The organism is Halarchaeum rubridurum (assembly GCF_014647115.1).
Classification (GTDB): Archaea; Halobacteriota; Halobacteria; order Halobacteriales; family Halobacteriaceae; genus Halarchaeum; species Halarchaeum rubridurum.
In genome coordinates this window covers 369,316-385,089 of sequence record NZ_BMOO01000001.1, presented here as the reverse complement: position 1 = coordinate 385,089, position 15,774 = coordinate 369,316, and the positions used below count along the sequence as shown (strand labels likewise).

Here is a 15,774-nt window from a genome sequence, read left to right as displayed (position 1 = left end):
CTCCCGGTTCTACTTCCCCCAGAAGGGGTCGCGTTTGCGCTGGGTTTCGAGGTACTGGTGGAGGGCTTCGCGTTCGTCCATCGGGATTTCCTCCAAGAGCTCCTGTTCGAGGACCTTCGCGTGTTTCTCGGGGAGGTCGACCCAGAGTTCGTCGCCCTCGTCGATGCCGCGGCCGACGGTGGGGCCGTCGATGCTGACGGCGGCCTCGTTGCCGGCGCGAATCTCGTCGACGTCCTCGCCCTGGTCCTGGATGCCCTTCACGACGCCGACGCGCTCGATCTCGTTGCCGTCGAAGTAGCCAACGGGCGTGTTGCGCTTGAGGGTGCCCGAGAGGACCTCGACGCCGACGACGGCGGGGTCGGACTGGCGGAAGACGTGGTCCGTGAGGATGCGAAAGCGCGCGGGGCGCATCACGTTCTCGAAGACGGCCTCCTTCTGGCGGCGCTCGATGTCCTCGACGAACGCCTCGTACTCCTCGACGAGCTGGTAGATGACGTCGCTGCGGAACACCTCGACGTCGTCCTGCTCGGCGCGGTCGGCGGCGTCGCCGAGCGTGTCGACGTTGAAGCCGAGGATGGCGCGGTACTCCTCCTCCTCGACGGTGGTCGCCATCGCGACGTCGCGCGGGGCGATGTCGCCGACTTCGGCGCGCATGATCGGGATTTCGGCCTCCTCCAAGGCGTTCGCCATCGCCTCCAGGCTCCCGAGGGTGTCGGCCTTCACGACGACGCCCTCCTCGCCGGTGTCGACGGCGACCTCCGCGAGTTCCGCCTGGACCTCGCTGATGACGTCGTCGAGGTCGCGCCCGCGGACGGCGCGGATCGGCGCGCCCGCGATGGCGTCGTCGAGGTCCGGGGCGGCGATCTTCACGCCGGCCGCGGCCGCGATCTCCTCGACCTTCTCGAAGCGGCTCTCGGTGCGTATCTCGGCGAGCGGTCGGGGCTTGAGGAGCGCGCGGACGTCCGTGACGATGGGGCCGTTGACGCCGCCGACGACGATGGTGTCGTCGGCGCGGACGGTGCCGTCGTAGAGGATGACGTCGAGCGTCGTCCCGAAGCCCTGTTCGTCCTTCACTTCGAGGACGGTGCCCGCGCCCGGGCCCTGCACGTCGATCTCCATGTCCTCCTTCATGTAGCGCTGCGCGAGGCCCATGAGGACGGCGAGGAGGTCGGGGATGCCCTCGCCCGTCATCGCCGAGACGGGGACGACGCCGACGTTCGAGCGGAAGTCCTGGACGCGCCAGTAGAAGTCGGAGGTGAAGCCGGCGTCGGAGAGCTCGCCGATTATCTCGTAGAGCTTCTCGTTGAACTGCTGCTCGACGCGCTCGGATTGGGCCTCCAGGCTCTGCTGGATGGGGGCGTCCTCGTGGACCTGCCAGCCCGGGACCGTGTCGACCTTGTTCGCGGCGACGACGAACGGCGTCTGGGAGTCCGCGAGAATCTTGATCGCCTCCTCCGTCTGGGGCTGGAAGCCGTCGTTCACGTCGACGACGAGGATGGCGATGTCCGCGAGCGCGCCGCCGCGCGAGCGCAGCGTCGTGAACGAGTGGTGGCCGGGCGTGTCGATGAAGAGGAGCCCGGGGAGGTCGAACTCCGTGGGGTCGACGAGGCTCCCCGCGACCTCGCTCACGACGTCGAGGGGGACGGCGGTCGCGCCGATGTGTTGCGTGATGGCCCCCGCTTCGCCCTCGATGACGGTGGAGCCCCGAATCTTGTCCAGCAGGCTCGTCTTCCCGTGGTCGACGTGCCCGAGAACCGCGACGATGGGGGTTCTGAGTCCCCCGTGTTGTGTATCTCCCGACATTGAAACCCACGCCAGAACGGCTGTTACCCGAACGCAGCAGGTAGGGACAGGTAAATCCCCCGATACCCTCACCCGCGCACGACGAGCGCGGCCCCGGCGACGACGAGCACCGCCGCGACGCCGAGGCGCGCCGTCACGCGCTCCTCGCGTTGGAGGAAGAGCGCCGCGCCGGCGACGACGAACAGCGTGCTGACGCCGAGCAGGGGCGTGACGACGGCGACGGGGGCGCGGTCGAGCGCCGCGTAGTACGCGCCGAGGTAGCCGGTGTTGGCGACGCTCGCGGCGACGAGCCAGCGGTTCGCGCGCGGTCGCCACCCGACGCCGTCGCGGACGCGCCGCCACCCGAGGTACGCGAGGAAGCCGAGCGTCGCGGCGACGACGCGCACGGTGAGGCCGACGAGCGGCGTCGTCCCCGTCGCCAGCCCGAGTTTGGTGAAGACGGGGTCGACGCCGAGGAGGAGCGCGGCGGCGAGCGGGTAGGCGAGGTCGGCCCGGAGCCGCTGGCCGGACGCGGTCGCCGAGGTCGCCCGGGAATCGAGGGCGACGACCGCGCCGCCGAGGACGAGGAGCGCGACGCCCGCGGCGAGCGCGAGCGAGAGCGACTCCCCGAGCGCGAGCACCGCGACGCCGCCGGCGAAGACGGGGAAGAGCGCTTTGAGGGGTTCGGCGCGGCTGGCCCCGAGGCGCGCGATGCCGTGGAAGTAACAGAAGCGCGCGAGGAGCGAGCCGAGGAGGCCGGCGACGGCGAACGCGGCGACGCCGCCGGGCGTGAGCCCGTAGTCCGGGTACCCGGCGACGCCCGCGAGGGGGACGAGCACGAGGAGGTTGACGGCGAACATCGCCGCGACGACGTCCGTGACGCGGTGCGTCTTCGTGCCGAGCCTGATGGTGAGGCTCTGGACGGCGAGACAGAGCGCGCCCAGCACCGCGAACGCGGCACCGATGAGCGTGTCGGCCATTCGCCGGACGTGCGTGTCGGCGGTGCTTAACGCTCGCGGACGACGGCGCGCGCCACCGACTCGGTGCGCCGGCACGCCGGCCCGGTGACGCGCGTCGCTCGCGCGCCGCGGCGCCCCGCGACGCGACGGTGTGGAGGTTTTAAGACCGCCCGCGGCCACAGACACGGGTATGGCCGACATCCTCGCCGAGAACCTCTCCGGGAAGGCAGTCATGGGGTCCGACGGGACCGAACTCGGGATGCTGTACAACATCACGATGAACCTCAAGAGCGGGTCGCTCTCCGACCTCCTCGTCGAGCAGACGGAGGAGACGAACCAGATCACGCTCGACTTCCCGACGGACGACCACGGACGCTATCGCATCCCCGTCGGGCGCGTGCAGGCCGTCAAGGACTACATCGTCATCGAGCGCTAGTGCACGTCCTCGATTCGTCGGCGTTCATCGACGAGTACGACGTCGACGGACCGGCGGCGACCGTCCCCGAGGTCCGTGCGGAACTGCAGGACGCCGCGAGCTACCGGCTCACCGCCCTCGAAGGGTCGGGGATGCGCGTCCACGTCCCCGACGAGGCCGCGGTTCGGCGCGTCGAGGACGCCGCGACGCGCACCGGCGACGCCGACGTCCTCTCCGAGACGGACGTGCGCGTCCTCGCCGCGGCGCTCGAACTCGACGCGGTGCTCGTCACCGACGACTACGCGATGCAGAACGTCGCGGACGCCCTCGACCTCGCCGTCGAGGGCGTCTCGAAGGAGGGCATCACCGAGCGCCGCGACTGGAACTTCCAGTGTCAGGGCTGCGGCCGCGAGTTCGACGAGGACCGCGAGCGCTGCCCGGTCTGTGGCTCCGACCTCGCGCGGAAGAACCCGAACTAGTCCCCGTCCCCCATCGACGCAGCCCGCTCTCCCGCGCTCGTCCCGACGGCGCTCACTACGTACTGCGGGCGAACACTTATCATGGTAGAATAATGCACATAGTTCATGACAGATTCGCTGTCGATGGACCGCCGGCGGTTCCTCCACCTCCTCGGCGTCGGTGCCGGGGCGGCCGCGGTCGGTGGAACCGCGTTCGGCGACGTACTGACGGGCGGTGCCGAGGCCGCCTCGGACCGACCCGACCCGCAGGAGACCGTCATGGTCGAGATGCGCGACGGCGTCCGGCTGGCGACCGACGTCTACCGGCCGAGCGGTGACGGCTCGTACCCGACGCTCGTCTATCGCACCCCGTACGGCAAGGACGCCTCGGCCCCGGTCACGGGTATCCGGCCCGCCGTCGAGCGCGGGTTCGCGGTCGTCGTGCAGGACGTCCGCGGGCGTTTCGCCTCGGAGGGGAGCGCGGACTGGGAGCCGGTCTTCGAGGAGGGGCCGGACGGCTACGACACCATCGAGTGGGCGGCCGCCCAACCGTGGAGCACGGGGTCGGTCGGGATGCTCGGGCTCTCCTACATGGGGATGACGACGTGGCTCGCGGCCGTCGAGGACCCGCCGTCGCTGGAGGCAATCCTCCCCCAGATTCCCTCCTGGTACGACTACGACCAACTCGGCTACCAGTCCGGCGGCCTCCTCGAAATGGGGAACCTCCTCTCGTGGTTGGCGACGAACTCCGCGGACACCGTGGACCGCCTGGACGTCCCCGACGCGCGAAAGGCGGCGCTCCGCGACGGCCTCGACGACCTCGTGGCGAACGTCCACGAGGAGGGGTACGAGCAGCTGCCGCTCACCGACGTCTCCCAGATAAACGAGGTCGTTCCGTTCTGGAAGCGCTACCTCCACCACTACACGAAGGACGAGTATTGGAACCGGGTGAGCATCCCCCAGCAGATCGGCTCCGTCTCCGTCCCGATTCTCCACGTCGGCGGCTGGTACGACGCCTTCAAGGGCGGGATGAGCGACGTCTACGACGCCATCGAGTCGGCGGCGGACGAGGACGTCCGCGAGAACCACCACATGATAATGGGGCCGTGGACGCACCTCACCTACGGGACGGACGCGACGGCCATCGGCGCACACGAGTTCGGCGAGGGGAGCTCGTCGCAGGCCGCCGTCGCCGGCCTCGCGCTCGACTGGTTCGACCACTGGCTCACCGACTCGACGAGCGAGCGCGTCGCGTCGCTCCCGAAGGTACGCTACTTCCAGATGGGCGAGAACGAGTGGCGCGAGGCCGACGAGTGGCCACCGTCCCCCACCCGCACAGACCTCTACCTCAACAGCGGGGGCGACGCGGGCGCGAGCGCCGACGACGGGACCCTCGAACGGGACATGCCCCTCGAACGCCAGCCGGCCGACGCGTACACCTACGACCCCCGGGACCCCGTACCGACGACCGGGGGAACGAGCGTCCTCCTGCAGGCGGATTCGCCGGGTATCAGCGACCAGTCCGGCATCGAGGGGCGCCCGGACGTGCTCGTCTACAGCACGCCGGCCCTCGACGGCCCGGTCTCCGTCGCCGGCCGGAGCGAGCTGACGCTGTTCGTCTCCAGCTCCGCGCCCGACACGGACTTCACGGCGAAGCTCGTCGACGTCCACCCGGACGGCACGGCGCTGAACGTCGCGGAGGGCGGCGTGCGGACGCGTTTTCGCGACTCGCTCACCGACCCCGAGCTCATGGAGCCCGGCTCGGTGCAGGAGCTCTCGATCCGCATCCGCCACACGGCCCACACCTTCGACGCCGGCCACCGCATCCGGCTGGACGTCACGAGCAGCAACTTCCCGCGTTTCGACCGGAACCCGAACACGGGTGCGGTGCCGGCGACCGCGGGCGAGCGCGACCTCACGACGGCCGACCAGCGCGTCTACCACGACGAGGACCGGCCCTCGCGGATCGAGATTCCGGTGACGGCGGGGACGCTCTGAGTCAGACCGAGGCGACGAACAGAGCGCCGAACTGGACCGCGTCGTAGCCGCCGTGGGCGAGCGCGGCCGCGACGACGCTGTCGGTGCGCTCGTAGACGACGCCGAGGACGAGCGCGACACAGCAGAGCCGCGCGAGCGTGACGCCGAGGGCGAGCGCGCCCGCGCCGGGCGTCGCATACGCGGGCAGGTGGACGAGCGTGAAGACGACGCTGGCGACGAAGAGCGCGCCGCGACGCGAGAAGGCACTGTAGAGGCGCTTCTGGACGACGTTGCGCATCAGTAGTTCCTCGCCCGGCCCGACGAACAGCAGGGAGACGGGGACGAGGAGGAGGCCGAGCCACGGCGTCTCGCGTATCGCGGCGACGGTACCGTGCGTCGCGTTTCCGACGCCGAGCGCGCCCGCGAGGACGCCCGTCGCGGCGAGGACGCCGAACATGGCGAGGAGGCCGCCGCCCGCCCAGAGCGCGCCGCGCTTATCGAGGCGGACGTCGAAGTACGTCAGGGGTCGGCGCGTGACGACGACGTAGCCGAGCGCGGTGAACGCGAGCGCGAGCGCGAACCCCGACTGCGCGACGGCGAGCCGGAGGGCGTCGGGCGGGGCGAACGCCCGCAGGATGGACGTCACGACGAGCTGGACGAGCGTTCCCGCGAGCAGGCCCGTGACGGCGAGGGCGACGACGACGCAGAGCGCGCCGAGGCGCGCGCGCCGGTCCGGGGTCGACGCGGCGGCGCTCACTCGCGGGTGACGCGGAGGGTCTCCTTTTCGTCGAGCGCCTCCGCGCCGCCCAGGAGGTCGCGGGCGACCTCCTTGCCCCACTCGACGGCCGGCTGGGTGAACGTCTCGACGCCGTAGAGCTCGCCGGCGAGGACGGTCGCGGCCTCCATGCCGTAGAGCAACCCGCCGAGCGAGGCGGCGTCGACGCGCTCTATCTCCACGCGGACGTTCGGGAGGCCGACGTCGGCGAGGCTGGCCTCCGTCGCTTCGAACTCGGCGTCGCGGAGGTCGCCGAGCGACGCGCCCGCGAGGTAGTCGAGGCCCGCCAGCTCCGTCTCGGGGATGTCGACGTCGGGGCCGTCGCGCGCGTGGACGAACGTGACGAGCTTGTCGTTCGGGCCGGCTCGATAGAGCTGGAGCTGGCTGTGCTGGTCGGTCGCACCGAGCGCGCGCACCGGCGTCTGGCCGAGGCCCTCCTTCCCGAGGCTCTCGGCGCTCAGTTGGGCGTACCACTCGGCGTACGTCTCCAGGGACTCGTGGTAGGGCATCACGACGTTCGCGTTCGCGCCGCGCGCGGCGAGCGCGTACGTGAGCGCGCCGTAAGCGTACGCGGGCGTCTCGTAGAGCGACCCCGTCAGGGCGTCGCGTTCGCGTCGCGCGCCGTCGACGGCGGCCTCGATGTCGACGCCGAGTATCGCCGCGGGCGCGAGGCCGACGGTGGAGAGCGCGGAGAAGCGCCCGGGGACGCCGTCGGGGACGGGGAGAACTGGGAGGTCGTGTTCGGCCGCGAGGTCCCGGAGGTTGCCCGACTCGCCGGTCGTGACGAGGGTGCGCTCGGTCCAGTCGACGCCGCGCTCCTCGTAGGCCTCGCGGACGACGAGGAAGTTCGCCAGCGTCTCCGCGGTCGTCCCGGAGCGGGAGACGACGTTCAGCGCGGTCGATTCGAGGTCGAGGTCGTCGAGGAGCGTCGATACCTGCGCCGGGTCGACGTTGTCGAGGTAGTACGCGTCGCCGTCGGTGTCGAGGGCGTCGGTGAGCGTCGCCGCGCCGAGCGCGCTCCCGCCGATGCCGACCGTGAGCACGGTCTCGGCGTCCGCGAGCGGCGCGACGGCGTCGCGTATCGCCGCCGTGTCGACGCGCGCCGGGAGGTTCAGCGCCGCGTAGCCGAACTCGTCGTCGGCCATGCCGCGCTCGATGCGCTCGTGTGCGTCGGCGACGCGCTCGTCCAGCCGGTCGAGGTAGTCCCGGGAGACGCCGGGCGCGGCGACCGCGTCGAGCGCGTTGCCGATGTCGATGTCCATACGCGCACAGGGACGCGCCGCCGCCAAGAGGGTTGTCCATCGGTGGCGTGCGCCGCCCGCTGCGGCCCGCGCGCGGCGAAACCCGGAAAAGGCCGAGCGGCCAAGGACGGGTATGAGCGAGCAGGAGAAGTCGAGCACGTACCTCGTGACGCACGCCGAGGACTCCTCGGCGATGCTCACGGACGTCCACGGCGGCCAGGTCCACACCCTCTCGGACAACCCCGGCGTCGAGGCCGGCGAGGTCGTCGAGGCGACCGTCTCGCCCGACCCCCCGATGGAGGTGACGTACTCCGTCGTCGAGGTGGCCGAGCGCTACACCGTCGAGGTCTTCGCCAGCGAGGAGGCTCCCACCCAGCAGGCCCGCGAGCTGGCCGAGGGGCTCCCCGAGGGCGACCTCGCCACCGCCGAGCGCGCCGGCGACGGCGAGATTCACGTCCTCGCCGTCCCCGAGTCGGACACCGAGGACGCCGTCGCGGACGTCGTCGACGACCAGGCGACGGTCGAGCGCGCGGCCCGCGTCGGCGCGCGCCGCGTCGAGGTCCGCTCCGAACCCGGCCTGATAAACGTCCGGTACCTGCCGTAGCGCGCTTCTCCGACCCGAACCGTGAAGACGCGATACGACGAGTCACACGTATGGTCCCGTGGCCCCTCGGGGGCTGGTCGAACCCCGCGGTCGTCGCCGCCCTCGTCGTCGCCCGCGTCGCCTGCAACGTCGCGCTGACCGGAATCGTCGTCTCCGCGGCCGGAGCGCGGACACGCCCGACGGCCGTCGCGGCGACGCTGACCGGCTGCTCGGCCGCTCTGCTGCTCTCCGTCGTCGACGGCGCGGCCGGCCGCCCGGCCGGTCTCCTCGATCTCGCGGTGCAGGTCGCGCTCCTCGCGCTAGCCGGCCACGCGACACTCACGTCGACCACGCGGCGGCGCGCGCTCGCGTTCGGCGCGCTCGCGCTCCTCACGGTCGGTCTCCTCCTTCCCTCGGTCGTCCTCTACGGCGAGGCCACCGTCGCGCCGTAGTCGACGTGGCGACGCGCTTTTGTTCTGACCTCCCGTAGACGACACCGTCATGATGGCGACGACGCACGCGTTCGCCGGCCTGCTCGTCGGGGCGGCCGCGAGCACGCTCACGGGCGACGCCGCGCCGCTCGTCCTCGCCGCCGGGGCGTTCGGCGGCCTCTTCCCCGACTTCGACCTCTACGCCGGCCACCGAAAGACGCTGCACTTCCCGGTCTACGGGTCGTTCGCGGCGCTCCTCGGCGTCGGCGCGTACGCCCTCCTCGGCACGACGCTCGCGCTCGCCGTCGCGGTCTTCCTGCTCGCGGCGGCGCTCCACGCCGCCAGCGACGCCCTCGGCGGCGGCCTCGAACTCCGACCGTGGGAGGGGACGAGCGAGCGCGCCGTCTACGACCACGTTCGGGGCCGCTGGTGGCGTCCCCGTCGGCTGATTCGCTACGACGGCGCGCCCGAGGACGCGCTCGTCGGCTTCGTCCTCGCCGTGCCGGGCTACCTCGCGGCGACCGGGACGCTCCGGTCGCTCGTCGTCGCCGGCGTCGTCGTCTCGGTGGGGTACGCGGCGGTTCGCAAGCCGATGGTCGCGCTCGCCGAGCGACTCGTCGCGGCGACGCCCGACGGTATCGTCGATCACGTCCCGGACCGGTTCGTCGGCGACATCCGGTGATACTTGGGAGGTCAGGCCCCGACGCCGCCGACATAAGCGAAGTCTTATCCGAAACCGTACCGCTATTCGAACGCATATGCCCTCGTTCGACGTTCCGGAGGTGGACTACACCCGGTACTCGAACCGGCAGCTCGCGGGCGTGCCACTCGCCGTGCTCGCCCTCGCGTTGCTGGTGCTCGCCGCGTGGTACGTCCTCAACGGTACGCCGGTCTCGCTCGGCCTCGAGTTCACGGGCGGGACGGAACTCACGATTCACGCCACGTCCGCACAGGCGGCCTCGCAGGACGCGGTTCGTCAGGCGTTCTCGACGCCGGTCTCCGCGGTTCGCTCCATCCCCTCGCGCCCCGACACGTACGTCGCCACGTTCGGCTCCGGGGCCGACGCGAGCACCCTCCAGAGCCAGGCGCGCTCGGCCGGCTACGAGGTCGTCTCCACGACCAGCACGTCCGCGACCTTCGGCGCGCAGTCCCAGCGCTTCGCGCTCCTCGGGCTGCTCGGCTCCTTCGTCGGGATGGCGATCATCGTCTTCGTCCTCTTCCGGACGGCCGTCCCGAGCGGCGCCGTCGTCCTCTCCGCGTTCGGCGACATCGTCATCCCCGTCGCCCTGATGAACGTCTTCGGCATCCAGCTCTCGCTCGGCACCGTCGCCGCGCTCCTGATGCTCATCGGGTACTCCGTGGACTCCGACATCCTCCTCACGAACCACGTCCTCCGACGCTCCGGGAGCTTCTACGAGAGCGTCGACCGGGCGATGAAGACCGGTGTGACGATGACCGTCACCTCGCTCGTGGCGATGGCCGTCATGGCCGTCGTCGCCTACGCCTTCGGTATCGAACTCCTCACGAGCATCGGGCTCGTGCTCGTCTTCGGTCTCGCCACCGACCTCATGAACACCTACATGCTCAACCTCAGTCTGCTTCGCTGGTACAAGTTCGAGGGGGTGAGCCGGTAGATGGTCGACGTCCGCTCGAACTGGCGGGTCGCCCTCCTCGTCGTCCTCGTCCTCGGGAGCCTCGGCGCGCTCTTCGTCCCCGGTGCCGGCCCCGTCGTCGGAAGCGCCCCCGCGGAGAACGCGACCGCCGGCGGCGGCCCGACGAACCTCCAGTACGGCCTTCAGCTCTCCGGCGGGACGCGCGTCCGCGCGCCCGTCGTCGGGCTCACCGCCGAGAACGTCACGCTGCCGAGCGACGCGGGTGAACGCTCGACCATCGCCACGACGATAGCCGACGACCTCGACAACGTCTCCTCGGCCGACGTCCGCCTCCGCCTCGCCGACAGCGCGGGCGGCGAGGACACCGTCGAGGTGTTCGCGAACGTCACGCCGAGCCAGTTCCGCAGCGCGCTCGGTGCCGCCGGCCTCGACGCCGAGAGCGCGACCGTCCGCGACGGCGTCACCGCCGCCACGCGGGACGAAATCGTGGAGACGCTCTCCAACAAGGTGAACTCCCTCGGGTTCTCCGGGGCGCAGGTCTCCGTGCAGTCCACCGTCGGCGGCGACGCCCACTACATCGTCGTCGAGGTGCCGAACGCCGACCTCTCCGAGGTCCGCGACCTCGTGAGTAGTCGTGGGCAGGTCGCCGTCCTCGCCTACCACCCGGCGAACGCGAGCGCACAGACGAACGACACCGTCCTCACGAACGAGGACATCCGGCGCGTCAGCGACGCCCGGATGCAGCAGGGCTCCTTCGGCTCGGTGCCGGTCGTCCCGATAACCCTCACCGAGGAGGGCGGGGCGTCCTTCGCCGAGGCGATGCAGCGCTACGGCTACACGAGCAGCGCCGGCATCAGTAACTGCCAGTACCCGAACGGCACGCCCGGCGACGAATACTGCCTGATAACGACCCGCGACAGCGAGGTCGTCGGGACGTACGGGATGGGCGAGACGCTCGCCAGCTCCATCGAGCGCGGCGACTTCCAGACGACGAACTCCTTCGTCCTCCAGACGAACTCGATGAGCGAGGCCCGCCAGATCGCCATCGACCTCCGCGCCGGCGCGCTCCCCGCCTCCCTCGACATCGAGAGCGGTGACGTCTACCAGATCGACGCGTCGCTCGCCGAGCGCTTCAAGCCCCTCAGCTTCCTCACGGGGCTCATCGCCGCGCTCGCCGTCAGCCTCGTCGTCTACTTCCGCTACGGGCGCGCGAAGATCGCCGCCCCGATGCTCGTCACGGCGCTGAGCGAGGTCGTCATCCTCCTCGGCTTCAGCTCCCTGGCCGGCCTCTCCTTGAACCTCTCGCACATCGCGGGGTTCATCGCGGTGATCGGGACGGGGGTGGACGACCTCGTCATCATCGCCGACGAGGTCACCACCGAGCAGGTCTCCTCCGACCGGGTCTTCCAGAGTCGTTTCCGCAAGGCCTTCTGGATAATCGGCGGTGCGGCCGCGACGACCATCGTCGCCATGAGCCCGCTCGCCGTCCTCTCGCTCGGTGACCTCCGCGGGTTCGCCATCGTCACCATCCTCGGCGTCCTCGTCGGCGTGCTGCTCACGCGGCCCGCCTACGGTGACATCCTGCGCTACCTGCTCACCGACGACAACTGACGCCCCGCGCCGAAGCCACCGCACGCGCGCTCTTTTCGCCGCTCGCTTTTTCCCTCCGCCTCGCCGCTCCCCGCCCCGCTACTCGAAGTCCGCGAGCGACGCGTTCGTCCCCGCGGCCTCCGTCTCGAAGTCGGGGAGCGCGACGAACTCCAGGCCGGCGTCGCGACACGCCCGCTTCACGCGCGCCGAGGCCGACGGCGCGACGAGCATGCCGCGGACCGCGCGCTCGGTCCCGTCGACGTCGTCCTCGTCGCCCGCGAAGAGGTCCATGTACCGCTTCAGCTGGTCGAAGTGCGTCAGCGTCGCCTGCACGCGCTTCACCTCGATGACGACCGGCGTCCCCTCGGCGTCGCTCGCGTAGAAGTCGAGGTAGCCGTACTTCGTCTCGCGCTCGTGCTCGACGATCCGCAGGCCCTCCTCCACCTCCTCGGGGTTCGCCGCGATGTAGTCGTGCATCTCGGCTTCGGTGCCGGACTCCTCGTACTCGGCCGTGTCGTCGGCGTCGAAGCGCGTCAGACCGTACGTCTCGCGGACGCGCACCTCGACGCGCTCGCGGGGGTTCGTCCGGCGCGCGACGACCACCGGCTCGCCCGAGGCGTCGCCGACGGACGCCGTGACGGTGCCACCGGCGGGCATCCAGTTCACGGGCTTGTGGTTCGCCGGCTTGTGAACGAGGACGGTGCCGTCGGGTTTGGCGACGAGCAGGCGGTCGCCCGGCCCGAGGTAGCCGCTCGTCCGGCCGTCGTACTCGACCTCGCAGCGCACCTCCGCGGTGACGAGCGCGCCCGCGTGGAGCGCCTCGTCGATCACCCGCGCCACGGTTTCCGCGTCCGGCGACGCGTAGCGTTCCGTACTCATTCGCCGCGTGGGACGCGGCCCACGCGTAAAACCGTTAAAAGTCGTCGAGCGCGGACTGCGATGCGGCCGCGAGCACGTCGTCGCACGTCTGCCACGACTCGCGCGCGCACGCCGGGAGCGACCCGTGCTCGCGGACGTGCTCGCGGAGGAACGCGCGGGTGGTCGCGTCGCCCGGATAGCCGCTCCCGACCTCACCGTACGTCGCGGCGAGCGCGTCGACGTGGTCGTCGCGTGCGACCTTCGCCACGACGCTCGCCGCGCCGACGATCTCGTGGGCGTCGTCCGCGCCGTGCTCCGCGACGAGGTCCACGTCGGCGTCGAGGCGCTCTGCGACCCGCCGCCCGAAGCGTTCGGCGTCCACGTCGCCGCCGTCCACGACGCCCGCGAGCCCGTCGAGGTCGACCTCGACGCCCACTGCTTCGAGCGCCCGCGCGTGCGCCGCGACGGTGAGCGTGTTCATGTCCGTCGCCGGGGCGTCGATCTCCGCGACGGTGATTTCGGCCACGCCCACGGTCGCGACGTCGCGGATCGCGGCGTCGAGCGTCTCGCGTCGCGCCGGCGGGAGGCGCTTCGAGTCCCGGATGCCCTCGGGGAGGACGGCGGGGTCGCAGACGACCGCCGCCGCGAACATCGACCCGAGGACGGGCCCCTTCCCGGCCTCGTCGACGCCGAACCGTCGCGTCATCACGCCCCGGTGTCGAGGAAGAAGTCGGGGTCCTCGAAGGGCTCGTCCTCGCCCTCGACGGCGAGCACGTCGAGTTCCGTCACGTGACACGGGGTACCGAGGAGGCCGGCGAGCGACGGCGTCGTCCGGCCCTCGTCGCTGGAGACGAGCTCCTTGATGTAGAGGCCGCCCTCGCCGTGTATCTCGACCGTCGCGTGCGTCTCGTCCGCCAGCTCGCCCGACACCGCGTAGGCCTCGCGGACGCGGGTCTTCGCCGCGCGGCGGTGCGAGACGCGCTCGGGCGTGTCCTGCTCGATGGTCGCGCCGTCGAGCTCGTCGAGCGCTTCCGCGAAGTCGTCCGCCGTCACGGGCTCGTCGAACCGCACGCGCGCCCGGTACGTCTTCGAGGCGTCGAGCTCCTTCACGCGCTCGACCATGTCGTACGTGGCGAGGCGCAGGCCCTCGACCTCGACTTTCCCCGTCCCGTCGTTGATCTCCGCTTCGAGCGCCGTGACGTCCGGGAAGCGCGTTCGGGGGTGTTTCACCTCGACGACGAACGGCCGCCCGGTCCCGAGCATCTTCGCGTCGATGTCCTCGCGCCCCGCCCCGTGGAACGACGAGTCGTCGCCCTCCATCGCCTCCAGAATCGGCGGCGAGACGAGCTGTTCGACCGACTCCTCGTACATGTACCCCGTGCCGTCGCAGTGGATGCAGGGCTCGCCGCCGCGTCGCCCCGTCCCGTTGCACTCCCGACACGGCCACTCGGTCTGCGGGATTTCCCGACTCAGCTTCCGGTAGCGCCCGTAGACGAACGCCGGATTCACCTGCGCGTCCACGGACTCGTCGTCGACGTCGAGGACGAAGAGGACGTCCGGGCGCTCGAAGTCGACGTCCGTGCCGGTCCGCTCGCCGACGCGCTTGCCGACCTCGCGGTTGAACTCGGACTTGAAGGGTTCGCCGCCCTCCGCGATGCCGGCGCTCTCGCGCAACAGCGCCTCGTTCTCCTCGACGAGCGGCGGCGCGCGCGTCCCCACCTGGTAGGTGGCGAACTCGACGTCGTCGAGCGCCGCGACGGCGCGCTCCGCCCACTCGTCGAACGTCGCACAGAGGCCTTCACAGACCCAGCAGTCCGCGGGCGCGACGTCCTCGTGCGGGTCGTCGGCGTCGAGCTCGACGCTCACCCGCAGCGCCGCGCCCCGTTCGGCGTTCGTCAGCCCGAAACTCCGGTCGGCGAACTGCCGGCCGAGACAGGCGTCGCAGACCGGGCCGTTCTCGACGACGGCCCGCGCGTCCTCAAGGAGACTCATACGCGCCGTATCGTCGCGCGCCGGGAGGAAGCCTTCGGTTTCGCGGGGAAACCGTTACCTCGTCGGCCCCCAACCGACCACGTGTGTCCCTCCACGCAGTCGACGACATCGACGACGCGGTCTCCGTCACGGTCGCCTTCTGCCGCGGTCTCGCGCCGCGGGAGTGGCTGAAACTCGCCCTGATAGCCCTGCTCTCCGGCGGCACCGCCGGAGCGTCCTCGTTCACGTGGTCGTCCGATTTCGGCGGTCCCGGCCCGACCGGCGGTCCCGGTCCCGGTCCCGGTTCCGGCATGGCACCCGGCGGTCTCCCGGCGCTCGACGCCGCCACGGTCGTCGCCGTCGTCGCCGCCCTCGTCGCCCTCGCTCTCGTCCTCGGGGCCGTCTCCGCGACGTTCCAGTTCGTCTTCGTCGACGCGCTCGTCGAACGCGCCGTCACCGTCCGCCGGCCGTTCGCCGCCCACTGGCGCGACGGCGTCCGCGTCCTCGCCTTCGAGGTCGCACTCGGCCTCGTCGTCCTCCTCGCGCTCGTTCTCACCGTCGGCCCGCTGCTCGCCGGCCTCCCCGTCGGCGTCCTCTTCCTCCTCCTCCTGCCCGTCGTCGGCCTCCTCGCGCTCCTCGCGTCCGTCGTCTCGGGCTTCACGCGCGCGTTCGTCGTCCCGATAATGTACCACGAAGACGTCGGCGTCCTCACCGCGTGGCGTCGCCTCCTCGGGGTCGTCCGCGCGAACCCGAGCGAGTACGGCGTCTTCGTCGTCCTGAACTTCGCCCTCTCGCTCGCCGGCGGCGTGCTCGTCACCATCGGCGTCGCCATCGTCGCGTTCGCCGTCGCCCTCCCGGTCGGCCTCGTCTTCGGCCTCCCGTTCGTCCTCGCGGGCGCGAGCGGCGTCCTCGCGTGGGCGTGGCTCGGCGTCGGCCTCCTGCTCGGCGCGCTCGCCTTCCTCCTCGGCGTCGGCCTCGTCACCGCCCCCGTGCAGGCCGCGCTGCGCTACTACGCCCTCCTCCTCCTCGGCGACACCGCCCCCGCGCTGGCGCTCGTCGCCGACCAGCGCCTCGCCGCGCGCGAGGCGTAGACGCGCACTCCGCGGGATTCAAGCCCGCAG

Annotated in this window: 16 protein-coding genes; 9 read left to right on the top strand and 7 right to left on the bottom strand. The window is 71.4% G+C overall.

From position 1 onward, the window contains the following. Nucleotides 1-9: 9 nt before the first annotated feature. Nucleotides 10-1,803, bottom strand: coding sequence for a translation initiation factor IF-2 (gene infB / locus IEX84_RS02115; protein WP_188869320.1), 1,794 nt, complete (start codon nucleotides 1,801-1,803; stop codon nucleotides 10-12). 68 nt (nucleotides 1,804-1,871) lie between these two features. Next, complete coding sequence (locus IEX84_RS02110; protein WP_188869319.1) at nucleotides 1,872-2,762, bottom strand: DMT family transporter; 891 nt, start codon at nucleotides 2,760-2,762, stop codon at nucleotides 1,872-1,874. A gap of 169 nt (nucleotides 2,763-2,931) precedes the next feature. Between IEX84_RS02110 and IEX84_RS02105 the strand changes: the two genes are divergently transcribed. From IEX84_RS02105 to IEX84_RS02095, 3 genes are all read left to right on the top strand, one after another. After that, entirely contained in the window at nucleotides 2,932-3,177 is a 246-nt protein-coding gene (locus tag IEX84_RS02105) for a PRC-barrel domain-containing protein (protein ID WP_188869318.1), read from the top strand. Next, entirely contained in the window at nucleotides 3,177-3,635 is a 459-nt protein-coding gene (locus IEX84_RS02100; protein ID WP_188869317.1) for an NOB1 family endonuclease, read from the top strand. The genes IEX84_RS02105 and IEX84_RS02100 overlap by 1 nt, the downstream gene beginning before the upstream one ends. A gap of 105 nt (nucleotides 3,636-3,740) precedes the next feature. Next, nucleotides 3,741-5,612 (top strand): CocE/NonD family hydrolase, encoded by a 1,872-nt coding sequence (locus tag IEX84_RS02095; protein ID WP_188869316.1) that lies wholly within the window; start codon nucleotides 3,741-3,743, stop codon nucleotides 5,610-5,612. Between the two features lies 1 nt (nucleotide 5,613). On the opposite strand, the gene IEX84_RS02090 is transcribed toward IEX84_RS02095, so the two are convergent. Both IEX84_RS02090 and IEX84_RS02085 read right to left on the bottom strand, forming a co-directional pair. Further along, nucleotides 5,614-6,348, bottom strand: coding sequence for a CPBP family intramembrane glutamic endopeptidase (locus IEX84_RS02090; protein ID WP_188869315.1), 735 nt, complete (start codon nucleotides 6,346-6,348; stop codon nucleotides 5,614-5,616). Beyond that, nucleotides 6,345-7,628 carry a glucose-6-phosphate isomerase gene (locus IEX84_RS02085; protein ID WP_188869314.1) on the bottom strand — a complete coding sequence of 428 codons (1,284 nt, stop codon included), beginning with the start codon at nucleotides 7,626-7,628 and terminating at the stop codon, nucleotides 6,345-6,347. The genes IEX84_RS02090 and IEX84_RS02085 overlap by 4 nt, the downstream gene beginning before the upstream one ends. Nucleotides 7,629-7,740: 112 nt before the next feature. On the opposite strand from IEX84_RS02085, the gene IEX84_RS02080 reads away from it, so the two are divergent. The 5 genes from IEX84_RS02080 to IEX84_RS02060 all read left to right on the top strand — a co-directional run bounded on the left by IEX84_RS02080 (nucleotide 7,741) and on the right by IEX84_RS02060 (nucleotide 11,845). Beyond that, a complete protein-coding gene (locus tag IEX84_RS02080; RefSeq protein ID WP_188869313.1) occupies nucleotides 7,741-8,211 on the top strand; it encodes a DUF5812 family protein in 471 nt (156 codons plus the stop codon). Between the two features lie 50 nt (nucleotides 8,212-8,261). Beyond that, nucleotides 8,262-8,642 (top strand): hypothetical protein, encoded by a 381-nt coding sequence (locus tag IEX84_RS02075; protein WP_188869312.1) that lies wholly within the window; start codon nucleotides 8,262-8,264, stop codon nucleotides 8,640-8,642. A gap of 49 nt (nucleotides 8,643-8,691) precedes the next feature. Continuing rightward, nucleotides 8,692-9,303: a metal-dependent hydrolase gene (locus IEX84_RS02070; protein ID WP_188869311.1), complete on the top strand. Its 612-nt coding sequence runs from the start codon at nucleotides 8,692-8,694 to the stop codon at nucleotides 9,301-9,303. 76 nt (nucleotides 9,304-9,379) lie between these two features. After that, nucleotides 9,380-10,255, top strand: a complete 876-nt coding sequence (gene secF / locus IEX84_RS02065) for a protein translocase subunit SecF (RefSeq protein WP_188869310.1) — start codon at nucleotides 9,380-9,382, stop codon at nucleotides 10,253-10,255. After that, nucleotides 10,256-11,845, top strand: coding sequence for a preprotein translocase subunit SecD (locus tag IEX84_RS02060; RefSeq protein ID WP_188869309.1), 1,590 nt, complete (start codon nucleotides 10,256-10,258; stop codon nucleotides 11,843-11,845). A 78-nt stretch (nucleotides 11,846-11,923) separates the two neighbouring features. Here IEX84_RS02060 and nucS read toward each other — a convergent pair whose 3' ends face one another. The 3 genes from nucS to IEX84_RS02045 are packed head-to-tail and all read right to left on the bottom strand — an operon-like array spanning nucleotide 11,924 to nucleotide 14,674. After that, nucleotides 11,924-12,703, bottom strand: a complete 780-nt coding sequence (gene nucS / locus IEX84_RS02055) for an endonuclease NucS (RefSeq protein ID WP_188869308.1) — start codon at nucleotides 12,701-12,703, stop codon at nucleotides 11,924-11,926. A 34-nt stretch (nucleotides 12,704-12,737) separates the two neighbouring features. After that, nucleotides 12,738-13,388 carry a ribonuclease HII gene (gene rnhB / locus IEX84_RS02050; protein ID WP_188869307.1) on the bottom strand — a complete coding sequence of 217 codons (651 nt, stop codon included), beginning with the start codon at nucleotides 13,386-13,388 and terminating at the stop codon, nucleotides 12,738-12,740. After that, entirely contained in the window at nucleotides 13,388-14,674 is a 1,287-nt protein-coding gene (locus tag IEX84_RS02045; RefSeq protein WP_188869306.1) for a tRNA pseudouridine(54/55) synthase Pus10, read from the bottom strand. Before IEX84_RS02045 ends, rnhB begins: the two co-directional genes overlap by 1 nt. Before the next feature lie 83 nt (nucleotides 14,675-14,757). On the opposite strand from IEX84_RS02045, the gene IEX84_RS02040 reads away from it, so the two are divergent. Further along, nucleotides 14,758-15,744 carry a DUF7544 domain-containing protein gene (locus IEX84_RS02040; RefSeq protein ID WP_188869305.1) on the top strand — a complete coding sequence of 329 codons (987 nt, stop codon included), beginning with the start codon at nucleotides 14,758-14,760 and terminating at the stop codon, nucleotides 15,742-15,744. The last annotated feature ends 30 nt before the right edge of the window (nucleotides 15,745-15,774 follow it).